This window comes from Pseudomonas huaxiensis, from assembly GCF_003231275.1.
GTDB classification, from domain to species: Bacteria; Pseudomonadota; Gammaproteobacteria; order Pseudomonadales; family Pseudomonadaceae; genus Aquipseudomonas; species Aquipseudomonas huaxiensis.
In genome coordinates this window covers 72,430-95,484 of the sequence record NZ_QKVL01000018.1, presented here as the reverse complement: position 1 = coordinate 95,484, position 23,055 = coordinate 72,430, and the positions used below count along the sequence as shown (strand labels likewise).

Sequence of the window (23,055 nt, the reverse complement as noted above, 5' to 3'; positions counted from 1 at the left end):
AGGCGCTAGTCGACAGGTTTTCTAGCGCTTGGCCGCCATTCCCCGGCGTGCTGACCGGCGCCTATTGCACTTCGTATTTTTCACCTCTCCACGCCTCGCACCACTATGAACCGTCGGTCACACCCTGACTTATGTTGCGAAAATATGAAAGAATGCGCGCAAATTACATGAACGTGACGACTTCGCGTAACTCACCCGCCTCAAGTGAATATTGAGCGGGATCAATAAAACCCAAATATTCATTCAATAATTTCGCGCGTTAGCCGATACCACGCGAAAGCCTTGCGGATTGAACAGCTTATGCGTAACAACCAGCCGATTACCCAGCGCGAACGGACTTTCCCTGCCCAACAACGGTTGATTTCGACTACCGATGCCAAGGGTGTCATTACGTACTGCAACGAAGCTTTCATCGAGATCAGTGGTTTCTCCCGGGACGAACTGATGCGCGCGCCACACAACCTGGTTCGCCACCCGGACGTGCCGCCTGCGGTGTTTGCCCACATGTGGACCACCCTCAAGCAAGGCCTGCCCTGGATGGGCATCGTCAAGAACCGCTGCAAAAGCGGCGATCACTACTGGGTAAACGCCTACGTCACGCCGATCTACGACAACAACCAGATCGTGGGTTACGAGTCGGTACGGGTAAAACCGACCGCCGAGCAGGTCCGCCGCGCCGAGGCGCTGTACAAGCGCATCAATGATGGCAAGTCGGCCATCCCGCGCCGCGACAAGTGGCTGCCGGTACTACAGGACTGGCTGCCGTTCATCATGGTCAGCCAGATCGGCTTCCTGATCGGCATCTGGCTGGGTCACTCCTGGGGCTTCGCTCTCGCCGCCGCACTTTCGGTGCCGCTGGGCCTGCTGGGCCTGAGCTGGCAGCAACGGGGCCTCAAGCGCCTGCTGCGCCTGGCCGAACAGACCACGTCCGACCCGCTGATCGCCCAGATGTTCACCGACAGCCGTGGCGTCCAGGCCCGCCTGGAAATGGCCATGCTCAGCCAGGACGCGCGCCTGAAGACCTGCCTGACCCGCCTGCAGGACACCGCCGAACACCTCAACGAGCAAGCCCGGCAGTCCGATGCCCTGGCCCACAACAGCTCGTCGGGCCTGGAGCGCCAGCGCGTCGAGACCGAACAGGTCGCCGCCGCCGTCAACGAAATGGCCGCGACCACCCAGGAAGTGGCCAACCACGTACAGCGCACCGCTGACGCGACCCAGGCCGCCAACCGCCTGACCGACCGTGGCCGCAGCATTGCCGGAGAAACCCGCGACGCCATCCAGCGCCTGTCCACTGCCGTGGGCGAAACCGGCCAGACCGTCACCCAACTGGCCCGCGACAGCGATGAAATCGGCGGCGTGGTGGATGTCATCAAAGGCATCGCCGACCAGACCAACTTGCTGGCACTCAACGCCGCCATCGAAGCTGCCCGCGCCGGCGAAATGGGCCGTGGCTTCGCCGTGGTAGCCGACGAAGTCCGCCAACTGGCACAGCGCACCAGCGAATCCACCGGGCAGATCCACAGCCTGATCGCCAAGTTGCAGCAGACCGCATCCAACGCCGTGCAAACCATGGAAGCCGGACACCGTCAGGCCGAAGAAGGCGTGGCCCGGGTCATGGAAGCGGACCAGGCGCTGGTGGGCATCAGCGAGGCGGTGGCCAATATCACCGACATGACCACCCAGATTGCCGCCGCCACCGAGCAGCAGACGTCGGTGGCCGAGGAGATCAGCCGCAACATCAGCACCATCGCGGCGCTGGCCGACCAGACTTCCGAGCAGGCCCAGCATTCGGCCCTGCTCAGCGAAGAACTGACCCTCACCGCCACCACCCAGTACTCGCTGGTGGAACGCTTCAACCGCTAAGCGCGCAACGGTGAAACGAAAAGGCCCGGGAAAGCGATTTCCCGGGCCTTTTTCATTTCGGCGTCAGGGCCTTACCAATCCAGCGACAAGCGACTCTCGAAATAGCGCACCTCGCCCGTCAGCGGGTCCTCGAAACGCAGGCTCCGCGCCAGCAGCTTCAACGGCCTGGCGTAGTCGTCCTCGCCCTGCAGCACGTCCGGATAGAACGGGTCGTTGCAAATCGGCGCACCGAGCGCCGCCATATGCACTCGCAACTGGTGGGTCTTGCCGGTGACAGGCGACAAGCCATAGCGCCAAAGCTCGCCATTCTTCTCCAGCACCTCGGCCACGGTCTCGCTGTTGCTCGTGCCGGGCACTTCCTGCATGCGGAAGAACGGCTCGCCGCTGGCCATGCGGCTTTTGTGCACCAGAGGGAAATTCAGGTTCGGCAAGGCCGGCGCGATGGCCTGGTACTGCTTGTCGATACGTCGGGTGGGAAACAGTTGCTGGTAGGCCGAACGGCTGTCCGGGTTGGCGGAAAACAACACCAGCCCGGCGGTGTGCCGGTCGATACGGTGCAGCGGCACCAGATGAGGGTTGTCGAGGCGACGGATCAGGCGGCGGAGCAAGGTCTGTTCGACATACTCGCCAGTCGGCGTCACCGGCAGGAAATGCGGTTTGTCAGCCACCACCAGGTGCTCGTCGGCATGGAGAATGTGCTCCAGCACCGGAATCGGCTTCTCGTTGGGGACTTCACGAAAATAGTGAATGCGCAAACCGGGACGATAAGGATGATCGACGCCAACCGGCTGGCCCTGGGCATCCAGCACCCGCCCCCGGGCGATGCGATCGAGCCACTGCTCCCGGCTGATTGCCTTGAAGTGATCGCACAGGCAATCCAGCACGCTGACCCAGTTGCCCGGCGGCAGGCAAACCGTGCTGGCCTGATGCTGGGCCGGGTTGAAGGAAGCACTCATGGAAACACTCACGACCTGATGGCCGGCCATTATCCCGAATGACCGCCACCTCAGCCAGCCTCGACCGCCGCCTGGTCGCAAGCGGTCTTCAACCAGCGCAACACATCGACCGCCTCCCAGCGGCTGGCGTCGTACAGGGCGTAGGCCAGGCCCTGATAGCCGACCACATCCAGCGGCCGGTGGAAGCCGGCGCGCTGGAACAACGCCTCGACCTCGGCAAAGCAGGTATTGAAGTGCACCTTGCCGAACGGCGTACGGTCGTCGGTGACCAGCCCGTCGATGCGCAGGTCCACCACGGCTTCACTCACACGGTCGACGGACATGTGATTGACGCTGTATTTCAGTTGTTCGACGTTAACCATCGCTGTTCTCCGGGCGCGAAACAAGCCGGCCCCAATACTGTATTTATATACAGGATAGGAGGCCGGCGGCATGGGCGTCAATCAACACACGGGTTCATTGCAGGCCCGACAGATAACCGGTGCCCTTGCGGATGGTCAGCACCTCGCGGCGCTGGCGGCCTTCGGCGAGGCCCAGATGAACCCAGCCGTCGAACTCAAGGATCAGTTGATCGAACGACAGCCCGCTGTCAATGATTCGCTGCGCCAGGTCTCGAGGGCTCAGGGAGACAGCAATGATATCGGCGGCCAGACCTTTGACATGGGCACTGGTACTGGAGCCGCCAATCCGGCGGTTCAGCACCTCGCTGCGGTAGCCACTACTGACCATGATCGGCATCCCGACCAGACTGCGCACCACCTCAAGGCTGCGGCACAAGTCCACAAGATTGGCGATGACCAGGCTGTCGGGTTCGTTGTCGATGCCCTCGCGATTGGCAACCTGCGAGGCAGTCATTTCGGCGAGGGTGAAATGTGGGGTGAGGTACATCGGTGCCACTCCTTTGGCTGGGGAATTGACGCTGACCACAAGCCAGCGCCAGCGGATTTTCCAACCCGCAGCCACGAGATGCACCCACACATGTGCATCCAGATGTTAATCACCGACTCAACGAAGGAAGGCCACAATCTGGTCAGCATCGAATGGCCAATTCAGCTCCGCACCGCTGTCGCAGCGGCGCAGGACCGGAATCAGCAGCCCGTAGCGCTCCACCTGACCAGGGTCGTCGGCGATGTCGACCAGCTCTACCAGCAAGCCATGCTCGACAAACGGCATGAGTATGGCTTCAGCGACTTCGCACAGATGACAACCCAGGGTGCCGAACAATTGGCATTCAGGAAGCATGAAAAATACCGATACAAAAGGGACGAAAGGGTCATTCTAGGGCCACGAAAAAATGCCGTCGAGGCACACCGGACGATGATACCCCCATTGACCAGGGTCAATTCGCGGCACGTGCGATCGCTGTAATCTAGACGTTTTTTTGCCGTTTTTACATGGAGTATGTGGTGTGTTCGCAAACCTGCTGATCATCCTGGCGTCGTCACTGGTCGTCATTGCCGTGTTCAGGCGCCTGCAATTGCCGCCGGTGCTGGGCTACCTGTGTGTCGGACTGTTCGTCGGTCCGACGGCGCTGGACTGGGTCAACGAAAGTGAGGAACTGCCCGACCTGGCGGAAATGGGCGTGGTATTCCTGCTGTTTTCCCTGGGGCTGGAATTTTCCCTGTCGAAAATGCTTGCCCTGCGCCGGGTGGTGTTCGGCCTGGGCAGCCTGCAGGTCGCCTGCACCGGGCTGCTCCTCGCAGGCGTGCTGTCACTGCTGGGCATGCCCAGCACCGCGGCGCTGTTGCTCGGTGGCGGGCTGGCGCTGTCGTCGACGGCGATCGTCAGCAAGGAGCTGACCAGCCTTGGCGAAATCTTCAGCAGCCACGGCCAGAACGCTATCGGCGTCTTGCTGTTCCAGGATGTGGTGGCGGTATTGCTGCTGACCCTGGTCCCGGTGTTCGCCGGCGAAAGCGGCCAGGCCTGGTACTGGGCACTGCCGCTGACCCTGGGCAAGACCGTGGTGCTGTTCGTCGGTCTACTGCTGGCCAGCCGCTGGCTGTTGCCGCGGCTGTTCCATGAGGTAGCCAGCTCGCACTCGGCGGAGTTGTTCGTATTGCTGGCGCTGGTGATCGTCCTGCTCACCGCGTGGTTGACCCATCTGCTCGGCCTGTCGCCCGCGCTGGGTGCGTTTCTCGCCGGCATGTTGCTGGGCGAAAGCAACTACCGGCACCAGATCGAAGCGGACATACGGCCTTTCCGCGACATCCTGCTGGGCCTGTTCTTCGTCAGTATCGGCATGCTCATCGACCTGCAACTGTTCGCCAGCCATGGCCTGGAAATCCTCGGCCTGACTGTGGGCCTGCTGCTATTGAAAGGCTGTGTGGTGGCGGCCCTGGTGCGGGCTCGTGGCAGCGATGCGGAAACTGCCTGGCGCAGCGGCCTGGCCCTGGCGCAGGGCGGCGAGTTCTGCTTTGCGCTGATGGCGCAGATGCAACTGAGCAACATGCTCCCGGAAGAACTCGGCCACCTGCTGCTCGCCGCGACCTTCTGCTCGATGCTGCTCACCCCGCTGCTGCTGCGCGCCGCGCCTGCCATCGCCCTGCGGTTGCACCGCAAGCCCAACGAAGAAGTTCACCTGGAAGAAATCGAAGCGCAGAGCGCCACAATGGACGGCCATGTGCTGATCTGCGGCTACGGCCGTGTCGGTCAGTCCATCGGCCGTTTCCTGCGCCGCGAGCAACAGGCGTTCATCGCCCTCGACGATGACCCGGTGCGGGTCCAGGAAGCTACCGCCGGCGAGAACTGCGTGCACTACGGTGATTCACGCCGTGGCGAATTGCTGGAGGCGATTGGTCTGGACCGGGCTCGCCTGCTGGTGATCGCGGTAGATAACACCGACGTGGCAATGACCGTGCTCAAGGCCGCACGACACCTCAACAGCCATATCCCGATCCTGGTGCGCACCCGCGACGACAGCCTGCGTGATGAACTGCGTGCGGCCGGCGCCAGTGCGGTGGTCCCGGAATTGCTGGAGTCGAGCCTGATGCTGGCGTCGCACGCGCTGATCATGCTGGGCGTGCCCGAAGCGCGGGTTCGCGAGCGCATCGACGAAGTGCGGCAGAACCGCTACCGTTTGCTGCACGGTTTCTACCACGGGGCGCAAACCCATCTGGTCGACGCCGAAGGCAAGCCCAAGGTGCTGATGCACGCGGTCAATCTCGGCGCCAACGCCTATGCCTGCGGGCGCCGCCTGGCGGATCTCGGACTGGAGCAACTGGGCGTCGAACTGCGCACAGTGCAGCGCGATGGCAACGAGCTGGCGGTGGATAGCGCGACCTGCCTGCACGCTGGTGATGCCGTGCTGCTGTGCGGCCCGCTGGCCGCCATCGAGGCCAGCGAGGCGCGCTTGCTCGCTGGCCGCTGAGGCCGATCAGTCCTGGCTGGTGGCGCCGATCTTGTGAATCGACAGGTCGGCGCCGTAATACTCCTGCTCCTGGCTCAGGCGCAGGCCATGGACCCGCTTGATGCTGCCGTACACGACAAAACCGCCGGCCAGCGCCACGACCACGCCAGCCAGGGTGCCGATCAACTGGCTGGCCAGGCTGACGCCACCGAGACCACCGAGCAGTTCCTGGCCGAAGATGCCGCAGGCAATTCCGCCCCACACGCCACAAATGCCGTGCAACGGCCAGACACCCAGCACATCGTCGATCTTCCAGCGGTTCTGGGTCGCGGTGAAGCACCAGACGAACAGGCCACCGGCAATCGCGCCGGTAGCGAGCGCACCCACCGGATGCATCAGGTCGGAACCCGCGCAGATCGCCACCAGCCCGGCCAGCGGGCCGTTGTGCAGGAAGCCCGGGTCATTGCGGCCGACCAGCAGCGCCGCGACAGTGCCGCCGACCATTGCCATCAGCGAATTGACCGCCACCAGACCGCTGACTGCGGACAGGGTCTGGGCGCTCATCACGTTGAAACCGAACCAGCCGACGATCAGGATCCACGACCCCAACGCCAGGAACGGTATGTTCGAGGGCGCAAACGCCACCAGCCGGCCCTCGCGGTAACGTCCGTTACGCGGGCCGAGCAACAGCACCGCCGCCAGCGCCAGCCAGCCGCCCATGGCGTGCACCACCACGGAGCCGGCGAAGTCATGGAAGCCCGCGCCAAAGCGCTCCTGCAGCCATGCCTGCACCCCGAAGTTGCCATTCCAGACGATGCCTTCGAAGAACGGGTAGACAAACGCAACGATCAGAAAGGTTGCGCACAATTGCGGGGCGAAGCGTGCACGCTCAGCGATTCCGCCGGAAATGATCGCCGGGATCGCCGCAGCGAAGGTCAGCAGGAAGAAAAACTTCACCAGGCCGTAGCCGTGCTCGGCGCCGAGGGTCGCGGCCGGGTGCAGGAAGTGCGTGCCGTAGGAAAGCCAGTAGCCGATGAAGAAATAGGCCAGGGTCGATACGGCAAAGTCGCTGAGGATCTTCGACAGCGCATTGACCTGATTTTTGTGCCGCACCGTGCCGACCTCGAGGAAGGCAAAACCGGCGTGCATGGCCAGCACCATCACCGCCCCGAGGAGGATGAACAGGGTATTGGAGCCCTGGACCAGAGAGTCCACGGCGCTTTGCAAATTTTCCATGAAGTCGGCAGACCTGCAGAATGGAAAAAGCACCAAAGCGGTTCGAAAGTCTTCCGGCGCGCACCAACCTGGATCAATTGGTCGCCCATCCGTGGCCGGAAAGACCGCTGCGTGGTGATTTTTCCTGGGTTTGTCTTGAATTGGGTTATGGTTTAGCGGCCGGCCAGAGCGGCCTGCGCCCGCAAACGGCGCAGGCGCCCGGCAAGGCGCACCACTGCGAAGCAAATGCTGTACCAGCCACATCGCAGTGAACCTTCAGCCTCACCGCGCACTCGAAATTCCAATTGCCAACCCCTCAGGGAGAATCGTATGGCCCGCAAAACTGCAGAGACCGCCCAGGACATCCTCAAGGCCGACTTCCAGGCGCTGGTGCGTGACACCGAAAAGCTTCTGGAACACAGCGCCACCCTCGCTGGCGACCAGGCCGACGAGCTTCGCGCGCAGATCCACGACAGCCTGCTGCGCGCTCGCGAAACACTGCAACAGACCGAGGACAACCTGCGCGTGCGCGGTCAGGCAGCACTGACCAGCACCGAGGACTATGTCCAGAGCAATCCATGGCAATCCATCGGCATCGCCGCCGGGGTCGGTTTCCTGGTGGGCCTGCTGGCCAGCCGGCGCTGAGGAACGGGGCATGGAAAACCAAACCACCGGCTCGTCTTCGCGGCGCCTCGGCGCCGCCATCCTCGGCCTGCTGCACGGCCACGTAGAGCTTTTCGGCATCGAGCTTCAGGAACAGAAGGCACGCACGTTGAGCCTGCTGCTGTTTGCCGGGCTGGCACTGGTGTTCGCCCTGCTGTTGCTCACCGCACTATCGGCCCTGCTGCTGGTGTTGCTGTGGGACAGCTACCGTCTCGCCGGGATCATCGGCCTCTGCGTGTTCTATAGCCTGGCCGCGGTGTTCTGCGCCATTCGCCTGAAAGCCGCGGTGCACGATGAATCCTCGCCGTTCAGCGGCACCCTCGAAGAACTCGCCAAGGATCGGGAGCGCCTGTTGCCATGAGCCTGACAGAACTTCCACAAACCACCAATCGACGCGAACTGCGCAAGGCGCTGGTGCGCCTGCGCATGGAAATGCACCGCCAGGAAATCCGCCACGAGGCGAGCCAGGCGCTCAAGCCGTTGACCCGCCTGCGCAGCATGGGTGACAACCTGCAAAGCGGGCTGCAGGGCGGACTGGGCATCAAGCACGCGCCGCTGTGGGGCATTGGCGCGGTGGTGGTGCTGGGCTTTCTCACCGGTAAAGGTGCCCGCAGCGGCAACCTGGGCCGGCTGACCAAGCTTACTAGTAGCCTTTTGCCGCTAATCCGCCTGTTCATGCAATCGCCGCCCAATCAACGCTGAGCGAACTGGCGGCATTCTTGCAGAACGATGACCTTCAAGGCGGGCCCCGGCCCGCCGCCGCGCTTTCGAGCGTCCTGCGTCTGACTCAACAAGGAGCCGCCGTGTCCGACGAGCAACCGCTCGCCTGTTTCCAGCCGTTCATCGACACCGCCACAGGCCGTATCGCTGGCGTCGAAGCCCTGGGTCGCCTGCGCCGAAGCGATGGTCAATTGCGCTCGGTGGGGCCCCTTTTCAGTGACCCGCACATTCCCTCCAGCGAGTTGCTGCAACTCGACCGGACCCTGCGGGAACAGGCCCTCAAACAGTTTCGCCAGGCACCGGAAGACTGGTTCCTGAGCCTGAACATCTCGCCGCGCTGGGTCAGTGAACTGCAACCCGGCCAGCCGCTGCCGAGCCTGATGCAATTGCAGCAACAGGGTATCGACCCGCAACGTGTGGTCTTCGAAATCACCGAGCTGGGTGGCGACCCTGAACGCCTGTCCATGGTGGTGCGGCACTACCGGGAAGCCGGCGCGCGCGTTGCCATCGATGACTTTGGCGCTGGCTATTCGCAACTGGACCGGGTGTTGTCGCTGCAACCGGACATCCTCAAGCTCGACATGCGCCTGTTCCAGGCTGCGGCCCGCGGCGGCCCGAGCAGCGAGGTGGTCAAGGCACTGGCCCAGATGGCCGAGAAGACCGGCTGCTGGATCATCGCCGAGGGCGTCGAAACCGAAGCCGAACTGAACTTCGCCCTGGAATGCGGCGTACGCTACCTGCAAGGTTTTCTCTTCGCCGCTGCCGAACCCGGATTCTTCCCGGCCCAGACCTTCGCCGGGCGCTTCGCCCAACTGCGCGAGCAGTATGTGCAGGGCAAGCTGGCCGAACGCGCGCGGCTGATGCAACGGCGCCAGCAGTTGGTGGAACTCATGCCACGGCTGCAGGACTGGGCGATGACCAACGCGCCGATCGAGGCGTTGCCAGACCTTCAAGCCTACCCCTGGCTGCTGCGCTTCTTCCTGTGCGACCGCCACGGCACCCAGCTGACGCCGAACCTGGAGTGGCGCCAGCAAGGCTGGCACGTCGATTCCAGCTACCTGGGCCACAACTGGTCCTGGCGCCCGTACTTCTATCACCTGCTGGCCGAAGGCTGGCACGAGCGCCGACTGATCCTCTCCAGCACCTACCGCGACGCCACCACCAACCAGTACTGCCTGACCGCCGGCCAGTTCTTCGATGGTGGACGCCGCCTGCTGCTGATCGATGTCGACGCCGCCGGACTTTGAGCTTGCGGCCCGGCGGCCGACACGGGAAGCTAGGCCCCTGCCCCTGATACGGAGAACCGGCCTTGGATTGGCACACACTGCTCACCCGCGAACGCCTCGGCAAAACCCTGCACAGCCCTGAAGAACTGGGTCGCAGCCCCTTTCACAAGGACCATGACCGCATCATCTTCTCCGGTGCCTTCCGCCGCCTGGGCCGCAAGACCCAGGTTCACCCGGTCACCAGCAACGATCACATCCACACCCGCCTGACCCACTCGCTGGAAGTGAGTTGCGTGGGTCGCTCGCTGGGCATGCGCGTTGGCGAAACCCTGCGCGACGCCCTGCCCGGCTGGTGCGAACCGAGCGACCTGGGCATGGTCGTGCAATCGGCCTGCCTGGCCCACGACATCGGCAACCCGCCGTTCGGGCACTCTGGCGAAGACGCCATCCGCCACTGGTTCCAGCAGGCGGCCGGACGCGGCTGGCTGGACGCGATGAGTGAAGCCGAACGGGGTGACTTCCTCAATTTCGAAGGCAATGCCCAAGGCTTCCGCGTGCTCACCCAGCTCGAGTACCACCAGTTCGACGGCGGCACCCGGCTGACCTACGCCACCCTTGGCACGTATCTGAAATACCCCTGGACCGCCCGCCACGCCGACTCGCTGGGCTACAAGAAACACAAGTTCGGCTGCTACCAGAGCGAACTGCCGCTGCTCGAACAGATCGCCCACAAGCTCGAACTGCCGTTGCTCGACAACCAGCGCTGGGCGCGCCACCCGCTGGTGTACCTGATGGAGGCGGCCGATGACATCTGCTATGCGCTGATTGACCTGGAAGACGGCCTGGAGATGGAGCTGCTGGACTACGCCGAAGTGGAGTCGCTGCTCCTCGGCCTGGTCGGCGACGATCTGCCGGAAACCTACCGCCAGCTCGGTCCGCAGGACTCGCGGCGGCGCAAGCTGGCGATCCTCCGCGGCAAGGCTATCGAACACCTGACCAACGCTGCGGCACGGGCGTTCGTCGAGCAGCAGCGGGCTTTGCTGGCCGGCACGCTGGAAGGTGATCTGGTCGAACACATGGAAGGGCCGGCGAAACGCTGCGTGCTGCAAGCCAAGGACATCGCGCGCAAGAAGATCTTCCAGGACAAACGCAAGACGCTGCATGAAATCGGCGCCTACACCACCCTTGAAATCCTCCTCAACTCCTTCTGCGGCGCCGCCCTGGAACAGCATGGCGGACGGACGCCGTCGTTCAAGCATCGACGGATCCTCGACCTGCTCGGCAACAACGCTCCCGATCCAAACGCCTCGTTGCACGCGGCGTTCCTGCGCATGATCGACTTCATCGCCGGGATGACCGACAGCTACGCCAGCGAAATGGCCAGGGAAATGACAGGGCGTTCCAGTCCGGTCTGAACCTCACTTCCCGTCCGGCCCCGTCATCGAGCCGGACGGGCAGTGAGGTAATAGGCGATGTTGGGGTCAACCGATAATTAACCCAGCAACTTCAAAAACAAACTTTGTAGTAAATAGCAAAATACAAAGTAGGAAAATTCCTATATTAAAGCTCAACCCCACTCTATCTAAGTGCGCGCTTCATATCTGGGCTATGGTGCCGGTTCTACATGAGTCCCTTTTGGAAGATGAGCATGCACTCTGTTTTTATTGTCGATGACCATCCTGTCATACGCTTGGCCTTGCGCTTGCTGCTGGAGAACGAGGGTTATCGGATCGCCGGGGAGTCCGATAACGGTGTAGACGCCATGCAGATGGTCCGCGAAAGCCCGCCGGACCTGATCATTCTCGATATCGGCATCCCGCGGCTCGACGGTCTGGAAGTCCTTTCGCGCTTCAACAGCATGTCGCTGCCCCTGAAGATACTCGTGCTGACAGCACAGTCCCCGGCGCTCTTCGCCATTCGTTGCATGCTTTCCGGCGCTTGCGGTTATGTCTGCAAACAGGAAGACCTGAGCGAACTGTTAAGTGCAGTGAAAGCGGTTCTTTCCGGTTATAACTACTTCCCCAGCCAGGCGGTCTATCCCTTGCGCCAACAGGTTGAAATCGAGGAAGAAATAGAACGGTTCAAATCGGTCAATGATCGTGAACTCATGGTTCTTCAACTGTTCGCGCAAGGCAAAAGCAACAAGGAAATTGCCGAAGGCATGTTTCTCAGCAACAAGACTGTCAGTACTTACAAGAAACGCCTGATGCAGAAACTCAAGGCGCGTTCATTGGTAGAACTGATCGAAATGGCCAAACGCAACGAACTGGTGTGACCCGACCATGCTCAAGTCCATGCTGCTCGGCCTGTTGCTGGTCATGGCCTGCCTGAACCACACGATGGCAGACGACATCGGCGAGACCCATTACAAACTGCTCAGTCGAAGCGCCCAGATGCCGTTGGGGATTTCCTTGACACCGGCCCAGCAAGCCTGGATCCAGACCCGCCGCGAACTGGTCCTGGGCACCTCGGCCCCGGACTACCCACCGTTCGACATGACTGCCAGCGGTCGTGACTACGAAGGCCTCACCGCCGACTACGCAGGGTTGCTGGGTCTGACGCTCGGACTGCCGATCAGGATCAAGCGCTACGCCAATCGCGACCTGGCCTTGCAAGCCCTGGTAGAAGGCGAGATCGATCTGCTAGGCAGCGCCAACAGCTACGACGTGGCAACTGCGGGGGTGGCACTGTCCCAACCCTACGCCGAAGACCAACCCGTGCTGGTGACCCGGGAAAACGAGACCCGGCCGCTGGACACAGGCCTCAATGGTCTGCGCCTGAGCATGATCGCGCACTATCTGCCGCTCTCCGATCTCCGCGCGACCTACCCCAACGCCAACATCCGTACTTACAGTTCCTACCATCACGCCCTCAATGCAGTGGCCTTCGACCAGGCCGACGTCTTCCTCGGCGACACCGTGTCGACCCATTACCTGCTCAATCAAAGCCACCTGCAGAACCTCAAGATGGCCAACTTCGCCAAGCACGAAGCCATGGGCTTCGGCTTTGCCGTGCACCAAAGCAATCCCGTGCTGCTGTCCCTGGTCAACAAGACCCTGGAAGCCGTCACCAGCACCACCCGCGCCAGCATTTTCCGACGCTGGAGCGCCGGCAGCAGCATCCTGCTGACCGACCGCAAGCTGCAACTGTCGCCCAGAGAAGAACGCTGGCTGGCGAAGAATCCGGTGGTGCGGGTAACCGTCGATGAACATGCCGCGCCACTGACCTTCTTCGACAAATCCGGCAACCTCCGGGGCATCGCTGCCGACCTGCTGGAACTGATTCGCCTGCGTACCGGGCTGCAGTTCGAGGTTCGGCGCAGCAGCGGCATCAGCGACATGATCGATCAGATGAACCACGGGCATGCCGACATGATTGCGGCGATTTCATCCAGCCCCGAGCGCGCCGCCACTCTGACCATCAGCCGGCCCTACCTGGAAAATTCCTACGTGCTGGTCACACGCGACGGCAAGGACGCACCCCAAACCCTCGAACAACTGCGAGGCCGGCGCCTGGCGGTCACCCGCGGCAATATGCTCAACGAAAACATTCGCAAGCTGTACCCCGACATCCAGTTGGTGGCCACCGAAGACATCGCCGCGGCCGCTTCATTGCTGGCGCATCGTCAGGTCGAAGGCATGGTCATGGCCCTGATCAACGCCAATTTCAACCTGACCACCCAGCGCGACCTGGTGATCCGCTCCACAGTCAGCGATGCCTCCGCCACCTTCTCCCTGGCGACCTCGCGCAATGCCCACGAACTCGCCTCGATCCTCGACAAGGCACTGACCAGCATCGTCCCCGAGGAAATGGGCATCATCAACAGCCGCTGGCGCGCCTACAGCGGCAACACCTACTCCTACTGGCAGAGCTACCAGCAGACCATCCTCAAAGTGATCCTCGGCACATTGGTTCTCTTGCTGCTGTCACTGGCCTGGAATGCCTGGATGCGCCGCCAGATCAAACAGCGCGAGGCCGCTGAACGCGCACTCAACGACCAACTCGAATTCATGCGCGCGATGGTCAACGGTACGCCCCATCCAATCTATGTCCGCGACCGCGACGGCCTGCTGCAGACCTGCAACGAAAGCTACCTGCAGGCCCTCGGCGCCGGACCCGAGGATGTCCTCGGCAAACCCATCGACGACGCACCCCTGGGCGGCTCGGACGATGCGCGGAAAATCCAGGCCGACTACCTGCGGGTCATGAACGAAGGCCGCTCGCTGATCCTCGACCGGCCCCTGATGATGAAGAACGTTGAACTGACGATCTATCACTGGATCCTGCCGTACCGCGACTCCCTCGGCGAAGTCAAAGGCATCATTGGCGGCTGGCTGGACATCAGCGAGCGCCGCCAACTGGTCCAGGACCTGCGCCTGGCCAAGGAGCAGGCCGATGCCGCCAGCCGCGCCAAGAGCACCTTCCTTGCGACCATGAGCCATGAGATCCGCACGCCGATGAATGCAATCAGCAGGGGAATTAGTAGAAAATTGTTAAAGCAAAGGCTGGTGCGGTTTGTGCGTCCGTGCGTAGCACTTTTTAGACGCGCAACGCGCAACGCAGAATCAAATTGCAGAGAATCATCATTCGATGATTCTGGTCAGCTTCGCAGAAAATAGCTTTTGATGTTGCTGTTTAAATAAAGTCAATATTGTCAATATCAATTTTTTCTAAATCGTGAATAAATTCATCTGTCGTTTGGTTTTTTTCTTTTGCTGCTTTTTCGATTTTCTCATTATCATCGACTCTTTTTATGTCAATCTTTGCGTTTTTAATGTCTTTTGTTTCATTGTCTATCTCAATAGATATGCATAATTTTTGATATTTTGCACGATATTTATAAACTTCTGACCAGGCTCCTTTTCCAAAAATTTCTGGACTGATCATATATATGCCTCTGAATTGAGTCTCTACAATTATCTTTGATTTTTTAAGTTTTGAAATGTTGTTATCTACGGTTTGACTTTTTATTCCAATTCTTGCTGCGATTTTTTGTTTTATGCCTTTGTTTAAAACAATTTCATTATCGTAATTGACGAGCTTTAATAGTTCGAATAAAAAAGAATTCTCCCCGTTCGATAGGTTGTAAATTTTACTTATTCCATCAATGTAAATTTTCACGAAATTCGGCTCATTAGGCATTCTTGAAACTGTTTCACTTGTTTCTTGAAGAACCTCGCCCTTGTCATTAACAATGGTTTTGTTGTTCTCATAAACTACTTTCTTTTGATTGTTTATCTTACTCATTACTGATTATGATTGTTATACTATTAATTATACATATTAATAATCAAAAACAAGTAGCAAATTGAGAAATATTTTAATATTTTTATTTCCTACTTATATTTGATTAAATATGTTACTTGTGTCAAGTAGTTCGGCTACTCGTGTCAAGTAGTTCAGCTACGCGTGTCAAGTAGTTAAATTGCTTCAAGGCCACGGCCTGCCTAATGCTCTATATCTATTATTTTTAAGGGTTCAAAAACTTGTTTTCAATCGTCATTGCGTCACTTACATCGCTTCGCTTGTAAACTCCGCTAATCCCCCCCTAACCCCCGCGTTGGGGGGACAGAGTTACATGTTGGTTATTTGTAATCCCCCCTAACCCCCGGCGGGGGAAAATATAGTCTGCGACGCTGCCCAGCATCATCAAAGATGATGCTCTGTTATCTGATTCAGTCATCAAGATTGTTCGTCTAAAAAGTCGCCATAGGCGACGGACGAACAAGATATCAAAGTCGTTGAGAATGATTGAGCGAGCGGGAGCGAGATCAATCGTTATCGACGACTGGCCTATCCGGCGAGGATACCCCCGGTAGGGGCCGTCCGGCGAGGACACCTCGTAGAGCCATCGGAGATGCCACCCGGCGAGGGGACCACACACTCGAAGAGTGTTTTAGTGGGCTAAAACACTTCTTTCGAACTGAAGGCACTGCTATTAAAGCACTGCACAAGTATCGCTTTATTAAAGCACATATAATTTTATCGCTAAATGCGCTTTATTAAAGCAGTAAATGCTATCATTAAATTAAGAACAAAATTAGCAACAATGAAAAACTATGTATCAGCAAATTTTAAATACTACAAAGACTCCCAAGCAAAAGGAGAAATAGGACACGTTCAGCGTTCGTTTTTGAAAAACAAAAATGTTATTGAAGGATTTTCAAAAAACAATTTTAGTTCTAATAATGACATACTGAAAGATTATCAAAGCCAAATAAAATTAGCAGAGGCGCAAAAGGGAAAGAAATTTCAAAAAAATGCCAATACATTTCTTGACTGTGTATTATCATTATCAGAAGCACAATTTAATGACTTAAAAGAAACAAGTCTTGATTATCAATCTGATATGCGTGAATGTCTAAATGACTATGCGAAGCGTGTAGAAGAAAAGACTGGATTTAAAAGTTTGGGCTGGGTTTTTCATGCAGACGAGGGACATTACAATGAAGAGCAAAAGCGATATATAATGAACTATCACGCCCAAATGATTTTCATGAATTATAATTTTGAAACTAAAAAACAACCACTCCGAGATTTGCAAAAAAGAGGAAGTGATTCAATATGGTCAAATCTTCAAGATGAGGCTGAATTGAGTTTCAAAAAAATAGGATTTAAGAGAGGGGAAAGTAAAGAGAACACAAAAAAAGAGCATTTTGAAAAGGATCAATTTGTTTTTGAAAAAAACAGAGAAGCAATTGATAGGATAAATTCCATTTTAGAAAAGGCGGATTTATTGGAGTCACGCATAGAGAACTTGAACAAAGCGAAAAACATCGTAGATGAATTCACCAAGCAAATGCAAAAATCGAGTGTATTTTTATCTATTCAGCAAAAAGTTGAAGCATCCAGCCCTAAGTTTTATGAATATTGTAAAAATACATTTAAAAGCGTCTATGAACTGCTTTTTACATCGTCAGATATACAAAACTTGAAAAAAGACATTGAACTATATTCAAAGCAAGAAAATGACAAGGATAATGATATATCAGCTATTGAAAAACTGTTTTTTAGCAATGCAGTAATTGAACAGCCACCAAATAAAAAAACTAATTTTAAGCCATAGGTTTTTTCTACAAAAAGCGCCGATCATTGCCCTGATCGGCATGCTCGAACTGGCGCTCAAGCGCCCCGACGGACAGCCCATGGATCGCCCGGCCATCGAGGTCGCCTACCATTCCGCGCGGGACCTGCTATTGCTGATCGGCGATATCCTCGACATCGCCCGCATTGAGTCCGGGCACCTGAACCTCAGCCCCGAACGCGTCGACCCGGCGGAGCTGGTGCAGTCCACCACCCAGGTCTTCGAAGGGATGGCGCGGCAGAAAGGCCTGGAACTGACCCTCGCCATCTCCCGCACCGCGCACCGCGACGTACTGCTCGACCCCATGCGCTTCAGGCAGATCCTCTCGAACCTTGTCAGCAACGCCATCAAGTTCACCACCTGGGGCCAGGTCAAGATCGATCTCGCCATCTCCAATCTGCCCACCACTGGCGACAGCAACCGCGACGACCTGCAACTGGAACTGTCGGTCTGCGACACCGGCGTCGGCATCGCCCTGGAAGACCAGCAGCGGTTGTTCCAGCCGTTCGCCCAGATCGAACCCGACAGCTCGCAAGCCCGCAGCGGCAGCGGCCTTGGCCTGGTCATCAGCCGCAGCCTGTGCGAGATGATGGGCGGCAAGCTGAGCCTGTTCAGCAAGCCCGGCGAAGGCACCGAAATCCGCGTCAGCCTGCCACTGCGCAGCCTGCCGGAGTGCTGCGAGCCCAAGCCCCAGGAGTTGGTGCCGCCGATGCCCGCTGCCGGCCTCAACGTGCTGGTGATCGACGACCACCCGGCCAACCTCCTGCTGGTTGCACAGCAACTGGAATTCCTCGGCGTGCAATACACCTGCGTCGACAACGGCGCTCAGGGCCTGGCAATGTTCGAGTCGGCTCACTACGACGTACTTATCGTCGACTGCAACATGCCACATATGGACGGCTACCAGTTCACCCGCGCGGTACGTGCGCAGGAACAGCAACAAGGCAGGACGCCCTCGACGATTCTCGGCTACACCGCCAACGCCCAGCCGGAAGTCCGCGAGCGCTGCGAACAGGCCGGCATGAGCGACTGCCTGCTCAAACCTATCGGCTTGCACACCCTTGGCCAGCGCCTCGCCAGCGTGTCAACGCAGCCACCAGCCACCAGCCCTCCCGCGTTGCTTGATCTCAAGGGCCTCGAACCGATCATCGGCGACTGTCCCGCAGAACTGCGCCGTCTCTTGGAAACGCTGCTGCGCAGCAGCCCGGAAGACCAGCAACGGCTGCAGGAAATCGACACCCATGGCGACCCCCTGCCGTTGCAGAATATCGCCCACCAGATTCTCGGGGTGGCACGCATCGTCCAGGCCGAAGCACTGATGCTGGCCTGTGAAAAGCTTGAGGAAGTCTGTGAGCGGTTCGCACCGGAGCCGGTACTGAGGCGCCGCAAGCGGCAAGTGCTGTATCAGATGAAACGGGTCGACGAGACCCTGCGGCAAACTCTGGCGAGCCTGCCAGAATCGACGGACGTCGATCAGAAAGGGAAAGACTGAAACGAATGCGGCAGCCACCAGGGCTGCCGCATTTGCTTGTCAGGCGACCGGGTTGACCGGGTTTTCCGGGTACCAGGCGTCCAGCAGCGGGCTGATTTCGATCTTGGTCAGCTCGCCACGACCTTTCAGCCAGGCCTCAACGGTAGCGCGCTGCTCTTCGGTAGCCGAGCCACGCTTGGCCGAGCAGACCAGACCGAAGTCATCACCGCCGACATAGTCCAGGCCGTTGGCATCCATAGCTTCTGCCAGGAAGGCGTCGAGGAAGGCGTCGATGGCTTCATCGCTCAGGTCTTCCTTGAATTCCAGGTTCAGTTCGAAACCCAGTTCCTGGAATTCGCCTACACAGAGTTTTTTGCGCAGACGGCGGGAACGGTTGGTAGCCATGAAACAATCCTCTTGAGTATTAACGCGCGGCACTTTAACAGCTTCGCCCGTGCGCTGCCCGATAAAACCCGATAAACCGCCACACGGACGCGCATTCGCGGCGCACGCGGGCACGGGCTTGGGGCATAATGCGCGCTATCATTTTTTCATGCCGGGGCCATCATCCTGTTCAGCCCCGTTTTTTTCACCCCTCGCCCGCAGGGTTTCAGTGCTTATGACCCCATCCCTTCGCTCGCTGTTGTTCGCCGGCCTGCTCCTGCCACTCGCGCTGCCGGCCCATGCCGCTCCCGTCAGTAACACGCTGCCGCCCAAGGTCCAGCAAGCCCTCAAGAGCAACAAACTCCAGGATTCAGCCCTTTCGCTGGTGATGCTGCCGCTCAACGGCCCGGGCACCCCGACCATCTTCAACGCCGATGTCTCGGTCAACCCGGCCTCCACCATGAAGCTGGTGACCACCTACGCCGCCCTGGAAATGCTCGGCCCCACCTACCAGTGGAAAACCGAGTTCTACAGTGACGGCCCGCTGAGCAACGGCGTACTCAACGGCAACCTGTACCTCAAGGGCGGTGGCGACCCCAAGCTGAACATGGAAAAGCTCTGGCTGCTGATGCGTGACCTGCGCGCCAACGGCGTGCAGACCATCACCGGCGACCTGGTGCTGGACCGCAGCCATTTCATCCAGCCGCAACTGCCGCAGTTCAATGACGACGGTGGCGACGAGAACAAGCCGTTCCTGGTCAAGCCCGACTCGCTGCTGGTCAACCTCAAGGCCTTGCGCTTCGTCGCCCGCAATGACGGTGGCCGGGTACTGGTCTCGGTCGAGCCGCCGATTGCCAGCATCCGCATCGACAACCAGGTCAAGGCCCTGCCGAGCAAGCAGTGCAGCGGCGAAGTCCGCTACAACCCGGTGGTCCAGGCCGACGGCGTGACGGTGACGGTCACCGGCCAACTGGGCGAAGGCTGTAACTCGCAAACCTACCTCTCGCTGCTCGATCATCCGACCTACGCCGCCGGCGCCGTACGGGCGATCTGGAGCGAACTGGGCGGCACCATCCAGGGCCGCGACCGCGTCGAAGACGTGCCGAAGAGCGCACGCCTGCTGGCCCGGGCCTTCTCCCCTGATCTGGTGGAGATCATTCGCGACATCAACAAATACAGCAACAACACCATGGCCCAGCAGTTGTTCCTGAGCCTGGGCGCGCGTTTCCGTACCGATGCTGACGGCGACGACGCTCGCGCTGCGCAGCGGGTCGTGCGCCAGTGGCTGGCGAAGAAAGGCATCACCGCTTCGCACCTGGTAATGGAGAACGGCTCCGGTCTGTCCCGTGCCGAACGGGTCAGCGCGCGGGAAATGGCCACGCTGCTGCAAGCCGCCTGGAAAAGCCCATACGCCGCCGAGTTCATCAGCTCGTTGCCGCTGACCGGCATGGACGGCACCATGCGCAAGCGCCTCAAGCGCACCGCAATGGCCGGCGAAGCGCACATCAAGACCGGCACCCTGAATACCGTGCGTGCCATCTCCGGCTTCAGCCGCGACAGCAACGGCACCACCTGGGCAGTCGCGGCGATCCTCAACGATCCACGTCCGTGGGGCGCTTCGGCGGTGCTCGACCAGATCCTGCTGGACCTGTACAAGCAGCCGAAAGTGGCCGGCACCGAGTAATACGCCGGGGTCAGAACTGTTCGGCTTCGACCCGGTCGCGGCCGCCCTGCTTGGCCAGGTAGACCCCGGAATCGGCACGCAGCAACAAGGCATCGGCGCCCTCTCCGGGGCGCCAGCCCGCCACACCAAAGCTGGCGGTGACCCGACCGACGCCTTCCACTGGTACGCTGCGCAGCCCCTGCCACAACTCCAGCGCCAGTGAGTGGGCCTGGGCGGCATTGCTGCCCGGGCACAGCACCATGAACTCCTCCCCTCCCAGCCGACAGAACACATCGGTACGCCGCAAACGGTGGCTGATGCGCTGACACAGGTTTTGCAGCACGTGATCGCCGATGGCATGGCCGTACTGGTCGTTGATGTGCTTGAAGTGGTCGATGTCCAGCATGATCACCGCCAGGTCCTGGCCGCCGCGCTGGGCCCGCTCCAGCTCGGTCTTCAGGCGCTCCTGGAAGTAACGGCGGTTGTGGATGCCGGTCAGCGAGTCGGTGACCGACAGCGCTCGCAGCTCCTCCTCGACCCGTTTGAGGTCGGAGATATCCGTGAGGTAGCCATGCCACAGGGTGCCGCCATCGGGCAGCGACTCCGGCGTCGCCTCACCGCGAACCCAACGCAGACCGGCCTTGGGCAGTTGCACCCGGTACTCTTCGCGCCAGGGCGTCAGTTGCTCGGCGGATTCGCGGATGGAATAACGGACCCTGCCGAGGTCATCCGGATGGATACGCTCAAACACTGCGGTGGCGTCCTGGCGCAGCAGCATCAGGTCGACCTCATAGATATCGCGCAAGCCTTCGCTGGCGTAACTGAAGCACGAGCTGCCATCGGGGTCGAGGCGGAACTGATAGATCCCGCCCGGGACCTGGGCGGTGAGTTTTTCCAGCAGCCTGTCCCGGGCCTCAAGGGCTTCGTGGACACGCTTGCGCTCGGTGATGTCGATGCAGATCGCCAGGTGGCCAACCCACAACCCGTATTCGTCCAGCACAGCGGTCACCAGCATGTTCGCCGACAGGTGCGTTCCGTCCTTGCGCCGCAGTGTCCACTCGCCGGGTTCTTCGTCGATGTCCGGCACACTGTCCACCAGCATTGCCTGGCTGCTGCTGATCTCGCGACCAAAGCGCAGGCTCATCAGCCGCGCGCGCTCCTGCACTTCCTGCGGCAACAGCAGGTGTTCCAGGGTCAGCTTGCCCACCGCCTCTTCGCTGCTGTAGCCGAGCATGCGTTCGGCACCGGCATTGAAGGTGCTGATCTGTCCATGCAGGTCCGTGGCGATGATCGCCACCTGGGTCGCGGCCTCCAGCACGCTGCGCAACTGATTGTGGGTATCGCGCAGGCTCTCTTCGCTGATGCGCAGTTCCGCAGTGCGCTGCTCCACCAGGGTAAGGGCGCGCTGGCGCTGGCTGAACAGGCTGAACAACAGGGCGCTGAGCAACAGGCTCAACAACCCGCCGAGAAACGCCACCGCCGTGGCCGACGAGCGATCGCCGTCGAGGAACACCTTGCTGGGGAACATGTTGAGTTGGTAGGAACGATCGCCCAGGTGCAGCACCTGACGCATCTCCAGCGGCGAGTCGCCCACGGTATTGCCCGACTGGAACAGCGCCTCGGGCTCACCCGCAGCGGAGAGGTCGAGGATCCGCACCACCAGGTTGTCTTCTTCGGCGCTGGGCAAGCCGTCGGCCATCAACTGGCGCATGCTCAGCACCGCCATTACATAACCCTTGGGTCCGGGGTCGGGCTGCTGCGGTGCAAACACCGGTGCCACCATGAGCATACCGCGGGCATAGGCCGGATCGACGCCAATCAGGTCGAACGGCGCCGACACCGCTATCGAGCCGGGCGTTGAGGCGCGGTTCAAGGCGTCACGACGCACCGACTGCGACAGCAGGTCGAAACCCAAGGGCGGCGGCAGTTTGCTGAGGGTCTGGCTGAACAGCACCGGGTAATACACCGGACGCACCTGAGAGGGTTGCAGTACGCCGCCCTCACCGAGTTCGCGGATGCTGAAATCGCGACCGAGCAGTTCCCGGGTCTGCCGCTCGAAATCGGCACGCTGCGCCTGGCTGACCCGCGGTGCCCAGGAATAGGCCTGGGAGCGGTGCAGCAGAGGCCTCACGTAACCGTCGAATTCGTCGCGGGTGATTTCCTGGGCGTAGACGAAGAAACGCCGCAGGCTGTCGAGGCGCTGCGTCTGGTCTAGCAGACGCTCTTCGATGCGGCTGTAGCGTTCATTGGCGAGGAGTTCGAAGCGTTGCGCCTGTTGCTGCTGGTAAAGCTGCCAGGCAGCCAGCGCCAGCAAGGCAGTCAGCAGACCGCCGACCACCAGCGCCACCACGGCGACCAGCCAGGCGGAGACTTCTTCGCTGATGAAGCCGAGCATCTTTGGGCGCTGGGTTGGGATCGACATGGTCATGACTCACAACGTCGGCCCGCGACGGCACTCAGG

The 23,055-nt window shown here is 59.8% G+C and carries 20 protein-coding genes and 2 pseudogenes; 14 read left to right on the top strand and 8 right to left on the bottom strand.

Going from position 1 to position 23,055, the window contains the following annotated elements:
• Positions 1–300 precede the first annotated feature (300 nt).
• Positions 301–1,866 (top strand): methyl-accepting chemotaxis protein, encoded by a 1,566-nt coding sequence (locus DM374_RS19100; protein ID WP_095157990.1) that lies wholly within the window; start codon positions 301–303, stop codon positions 1,864–1,866.
• Positions 1,867–1,937: 71 nt separating this feature from the next.
• On the opposite strand, the gene DM374_RS19095 is transcribed toward DM374_RS19100, so the two are convergent.
• From DM374_RS19095 to DM374_RS19080, 4 genes are all read right to left on the bottom strand, one after another.
• Positions 1,938–2,822, bottom strand: coding sequence for a pseudouridine synthase (locus DM374_RS19095; protein WP_110971292.1), 885 nt, complete (start codon positions 2,820–2,822; stop codon positions 1,938–1,940).
• A gap of 50 nt (positions 2,823–2,872) precedes the next feature.
• Positions 2,873–3,184 (bottom strand): transcriptional regulator, encoded by a 312-nt coding sequence (locus DM374_RS19090; RefSeq protein ID WP_110971291.1) that lies wholly within the window; start codon positions 3,182–3,184, stop codon positions 2,873–2,875.
• A 94-nt stretch (positions 3,185–3,278) separates the two neighbouring features.
• On the bottom strand, positions 3,279–3,710 hold the full coding sequence (locus DM374_RS19085) for a D-Ala-D-Ala carboxypeptidase family metallohydrolase (protein WP_110971290.1): 432 nt from the start codon (positions 3,708–3,710) through the stop codon (positions 3,279–3,281).
• A gap of 117 nt (positions 3,711–3,827) precedes the next feature.
• Positions 3,828–4,064 (bottom strand): glutaredoxin family protein, encoded by a 237-nt coding sequence (locus DM374_RS19080; protein ID WP_110971289.1) that lies wholly within the window; start codon positions 4,062–4,064, stop codon positions 3,828–3,830.
• A gap of 166 nt (positions 4,065–4,230) precedes the next feature.
• Here DM374_RS19080 and DM374_RS19075 point away from each other — a divergent pair, with 166 nt between their 5' ends.
• On the top strand, positions 4,231–6,189 hold the full coding sequence (locus DM374_RS19075) for a monovalent cation:proton antiporter-2 (CPA2) family protein (RefSeq protein ID WP_110971288.1): 1,959 nt from the start codon (positions 4,231–4,233) through the stop codon (positions 6,187–6,189).
• A gap of 6 nt (positions 6,190–6,195) precedes the next feature.
• Here DM374_RS19075 and DM374_RS19070 read toward each other — a convergent pair whose 3' ends face one another.
• Positions 6,196–7,404 carry an ammonium transporter gene (locus DM374_RS19070; RefSeq protein WP_110971287.1) on the bottom strand — a complete coding sequence of 403 codons (1,209 nt, stop codon included), beginning with the start codon at positions 7,402–7,404 and terminating at the stop codon, positions 6,196–6,198.
• A gap of 20 nt (positions 7,405–7,424) precedes the next feature.
• Here DM374_RS19070 and DM374_RS33215 point away from each other — a divergent pair, with 20 nt between their 5' ends.
• The 9 genes and pseudogenes from DM374_RS33215 to DM374_RS34375 all read left to right on the top strand — a co-directional run.
• Positions 7,425–7,655 (top strand): hypothetical protein, encoded by a 231-nt coding sequence (locus tag DM374_RS33215; RefSeq protein WP_157969726.1) that lies wholly within the window; start codon positions 7,425–7,427, stop codon positions 7,653–7,655.
• A gap of 58 nt (positions 7,656–7,713) precedes the next feature.
• On the top strand, positions 7,714–8,028 hold the full coding sequence (locus DM374_RS19065) for a DUF883 family protein (RefSeq protein ID WP_095158005.1): 315 nt from the start codon (positions 7,714–7,716) through the stop codon (positions 8,026–8,028).
• A gap of 10 nt (positions 8,029–8,038) precedes the next feature.
• Positions 8,039–8,407 carry a phage holin family protein gene (locus DM374_RS19060; RefSeq protein ID WP_110971286.1) on the top strand — a complete coding sequence of 123 codons (369 nt, stop codon included), beginning with the start codon at positions 8,039–8,041 and terminating at the stop codon, positions 8,405–8,407.
• Positions 8,404–8,748 (top strand): hypothetical protein, encoded by a 345-nt coding sequence (locus tag DM374_RS19055; RefSeq protein WP_110971285.1) that lies wholly within the window; start codon positions 8,404–8,406, stop codon positions 8,746–8,748. The genes DM374_RS19060 and DM374_RS19055 overlap by 4 nt, the downstream gene beginning before the upstream one ends.
• A gap of 101 nt (positions 8,749–8,849) precedes the next feature.
• Positions 8,850–10,013 carry an EAL domain-containing protein gene (locus tag DM374_RS19050; RefSeq protein ID WP_110971284.1) on the top strand — a complete coding sequence of 388 codons (1,164 nt, stop codon included), beginning with the start codon at positions 8,850–8,852 and terminating at the stop codon, positions 10,011–10,013.
• Between the two features lie 62 nt (positions 10,014–10,075).
• Positions 10,076–11,407: a deoxyguanosinetriphosphate triphosphohydrolase gene (locus DM374_RS19045; protein WP_110971283.1), complete on the top strand. Its 1,332-nt coding sequence runs from the start codon at positions 10,076–10,078 to the stop codon at positions 11,405–11,407.
• A 233-nt stretch (positions 11,408–11,640) separates the two neighbouring features.
• Positions 11,641–12,267, top strand: coding sequence for a response regulator transcription factor (locus DM374_RS19040; protein ID WP_110971317.1), 627 nt, complete (start codon positions 11,641–11,643; stop codon positions 12,265–12,267).
• A gap of 7 nt (positions 12,268–12,274) precedes the next feature.
• Positions 12,275–14,338 (top strand): annotated as a pseudogene (locus tag DM374_RS19035) (transporter substrate-binding domain-containing protein); the annotation flags it as partial.
• A 24-nt stretch (positions 14,339–14,362) separates the two neighbouring features.
• Positions 14,363–14,461: pseudogene (locus tag DM374_RS34375) on the top strand (histidine kinase dimerization/phospho-acceptor domain-containing protein); the annotation flags it as partial.
• A 166-nt stretch (positions 14,462–14,627) separates the two neighbouring features.
• Here the strand turns inward: DM374_RS34375 and DM374_RS19030 are convergent.
• Positions 14,628–15,239 (bottom strand): helix-turn-helix domain-containing protein, encoded by a 612-nt coding sequence (locus tag DM374_RS19030; RefSeq protein ID WP_110971282.1) that lies wholly within the window; start codon positions 15,237–15,239, stop codon positions 14,628–14,630.
• Between the two features lie 745 nt (positions 15,240–15,984).
• Between DM374_RS19030 and DM374_RS33210 the strand changes: the two genes are divergently transcribed.
• Entirely contained in the window at positions 15,985–17,058 is a 1,074-nt protein-coding gene (locus tag DM374_RS33210; RefSeq protein WP_177431577.1) for a hypothetical protein, read from the top strand.
• Entirely contained in the window at positions 17,018–18,568 is a 1,551-nt protein-coding gene (locus DM374_RS19025) for an ATP-binding protein (RefSeq protein WP_404821341.1), read from the top strand. Before DM374_RS33210 ends, DM374_RS19025 begins: the two co-directional genes overlap by 41 nt.
• 39 nt (positions 18,569–18,607) lie before the next feature.
• Here the strand turns inward: DM374_RS19025 and DM374_RS19020 are convergent, their stop codons facing one another.
• Positions 18,608–18,952 carry a YggL 50S ribosome-binding family protein gene (locus DM374_RS19020; protein WP_110971280.1) on the bottom strand — a complete coding sequence of 115 codons (345 nt, stop codon included), beginning with the start codon at positions 18,950–18,952 and terminating at the stop codon, positions 18,608–18,610.
• A 214-nt stretch (positions 18,953–19,166) separates the two neighbouring features.
• Between DM374_RS19020 and dacB the strand changes: the two genes are divergently transcribed.
• Positions 19,167–20,615, top strand: a complete 1,449-nt coding sequence (gene dacB / locus DM374_RS19015) for a D-alanyl-D-alanine carboxypeptidase/D-alanyl-D-alanine endopeptidase (protein ID WP_110971279.1) — start codon at positions 19,167–19,169, stop codon at positions 20,613–20,615.
• A gap of 10 nt (positions 20,616–20,625) precedes the next feature.
• Here dacB and DM374_RS19010 read toward each other — a convergent pair whose 3' ends face one another.
• Positions 20,626–23,016, bottom strand: coding sequence for a sensor domain-containing diguanylate cyclase (locus tag DM374_RS19010; protein WP_110971316.1), 2,391 nt, complete (start codon positions 23,014–23,016; stop codon positions 20,626–20,628).
• Positions 23,017–23,055 lie beyond the last annotated feature (39 nt).

Bases quoted from the DNA above. Each gene is read 5' to 3' on its own strand.
- DM374_RS19100 (WP_095157990.1), top strand. From the start codon at position 301: ATGCGTAACAACCAGCCGATTACCCAGCGCGAACGGACTTTCCCTGCC.
- DM374_RS19095 (WP_110971292.1), bottom strand. From the start codon at position 2,822: ATGAGTGCTTCCTTCAACCCGGCCCAGCATCAGGCCAGCACGGTTTGC.
- DM374_RS19090 (WP_110971291.1), bottom strand. From the start codon at position 3,184: ATGGTTAACGTCGAACAACTGAAATACAGCGTCAATCACATGTCCGTC.
- DM374_RS19085 (WP_110971290.1), bottom strand. From the start codon at position 3,710: ATGTACCTCACCCCACATTTCACCCTCGCCGAAATGACTGCCTCGCAG.
- DM374_RS19080 (WP_110971289.1), bottom strand. From the start codon at position 4,064: ATGCTTCCTGAATGCCAATTGTTCGGCACCCTGGGTTGTCATCTGTGC.
- DM374_RS19070 (WP_110971287.1), bottom strand. From the start codon at position 7,404: ATGGAAAATTTGCAAAGCGCCGTGGACTCTCTGGTCCAGGGCTCCAAT.
- DM374_RS33215 (WP_157969726.1), top strand. From the start codon at position 7,425: ATGGAAAAAGCACCAAAGCGGTTCGAAAGTCTTCCGGCGCGCACCAAC.
- DM374_RS19065 (WP_095158005.1), top strand. From the start codon at position 7,714: ATGGCCCGCAAAACTGCAGAGACCGCCCAGGACATCCTCAAGGCCGAC.
- DM374_RS19060 (WP_110971286.1), top strand. From the start codon at position 8,039: ATGGAAAACCAAACCACCGGCTCGTCTTCGCGGCGCCTCGGCGCCGCC.
- DM374_RS19055 (WP_110971285.1), top strand. From the start codon at position 8,404: ATGAGCCTGACAGAACTTCCACAAACCACCAATCGACGCGAACTGCGC.
- DM374_RS19040 (WP_110971317.1), top strand. From the start codon at position 11,641: ATGCACTCTGTTTTTATTGTCGATGACCATCCTGTCATACGCTTGGCC.
- DM374_RS19030 (WP_110971282.1), bottom strand. From the start codon at position 15,239: ATGAGTAAGATAAACAATCAAAAGAAAGTAGTTTATGAGAACAACAAA.
- DM374_RS33210 (WP_177431577.1), top strand. From the start codon at position 15,985: ATGCGCTTTATTAAAGCAGTAAATGCTATCATTAAATTAAGAACAAAA.
- DM374_RS19020 (WP_110971280.1), bottom strand. From the start codon at position 18,952: ATGGCTACCAACCGTTCCCGCCGTCTGCGCAAAAAACTCTGTGTAGGC.
- dacB (WP_110971279.1), top strand. From the start codon at position 19,167: ATGACCCCATCCCTTCGCTCGCTGTTGTTCGCCGGCCTGCTCCTGCCA.
- DM374_RS19010 (WP_110971316.1), bottom strand. From the start codon at position 23,016: ATGTCGATCCCAACCCAGCGCCCAAAGATGCTCGGCTTCATCAGCGAA.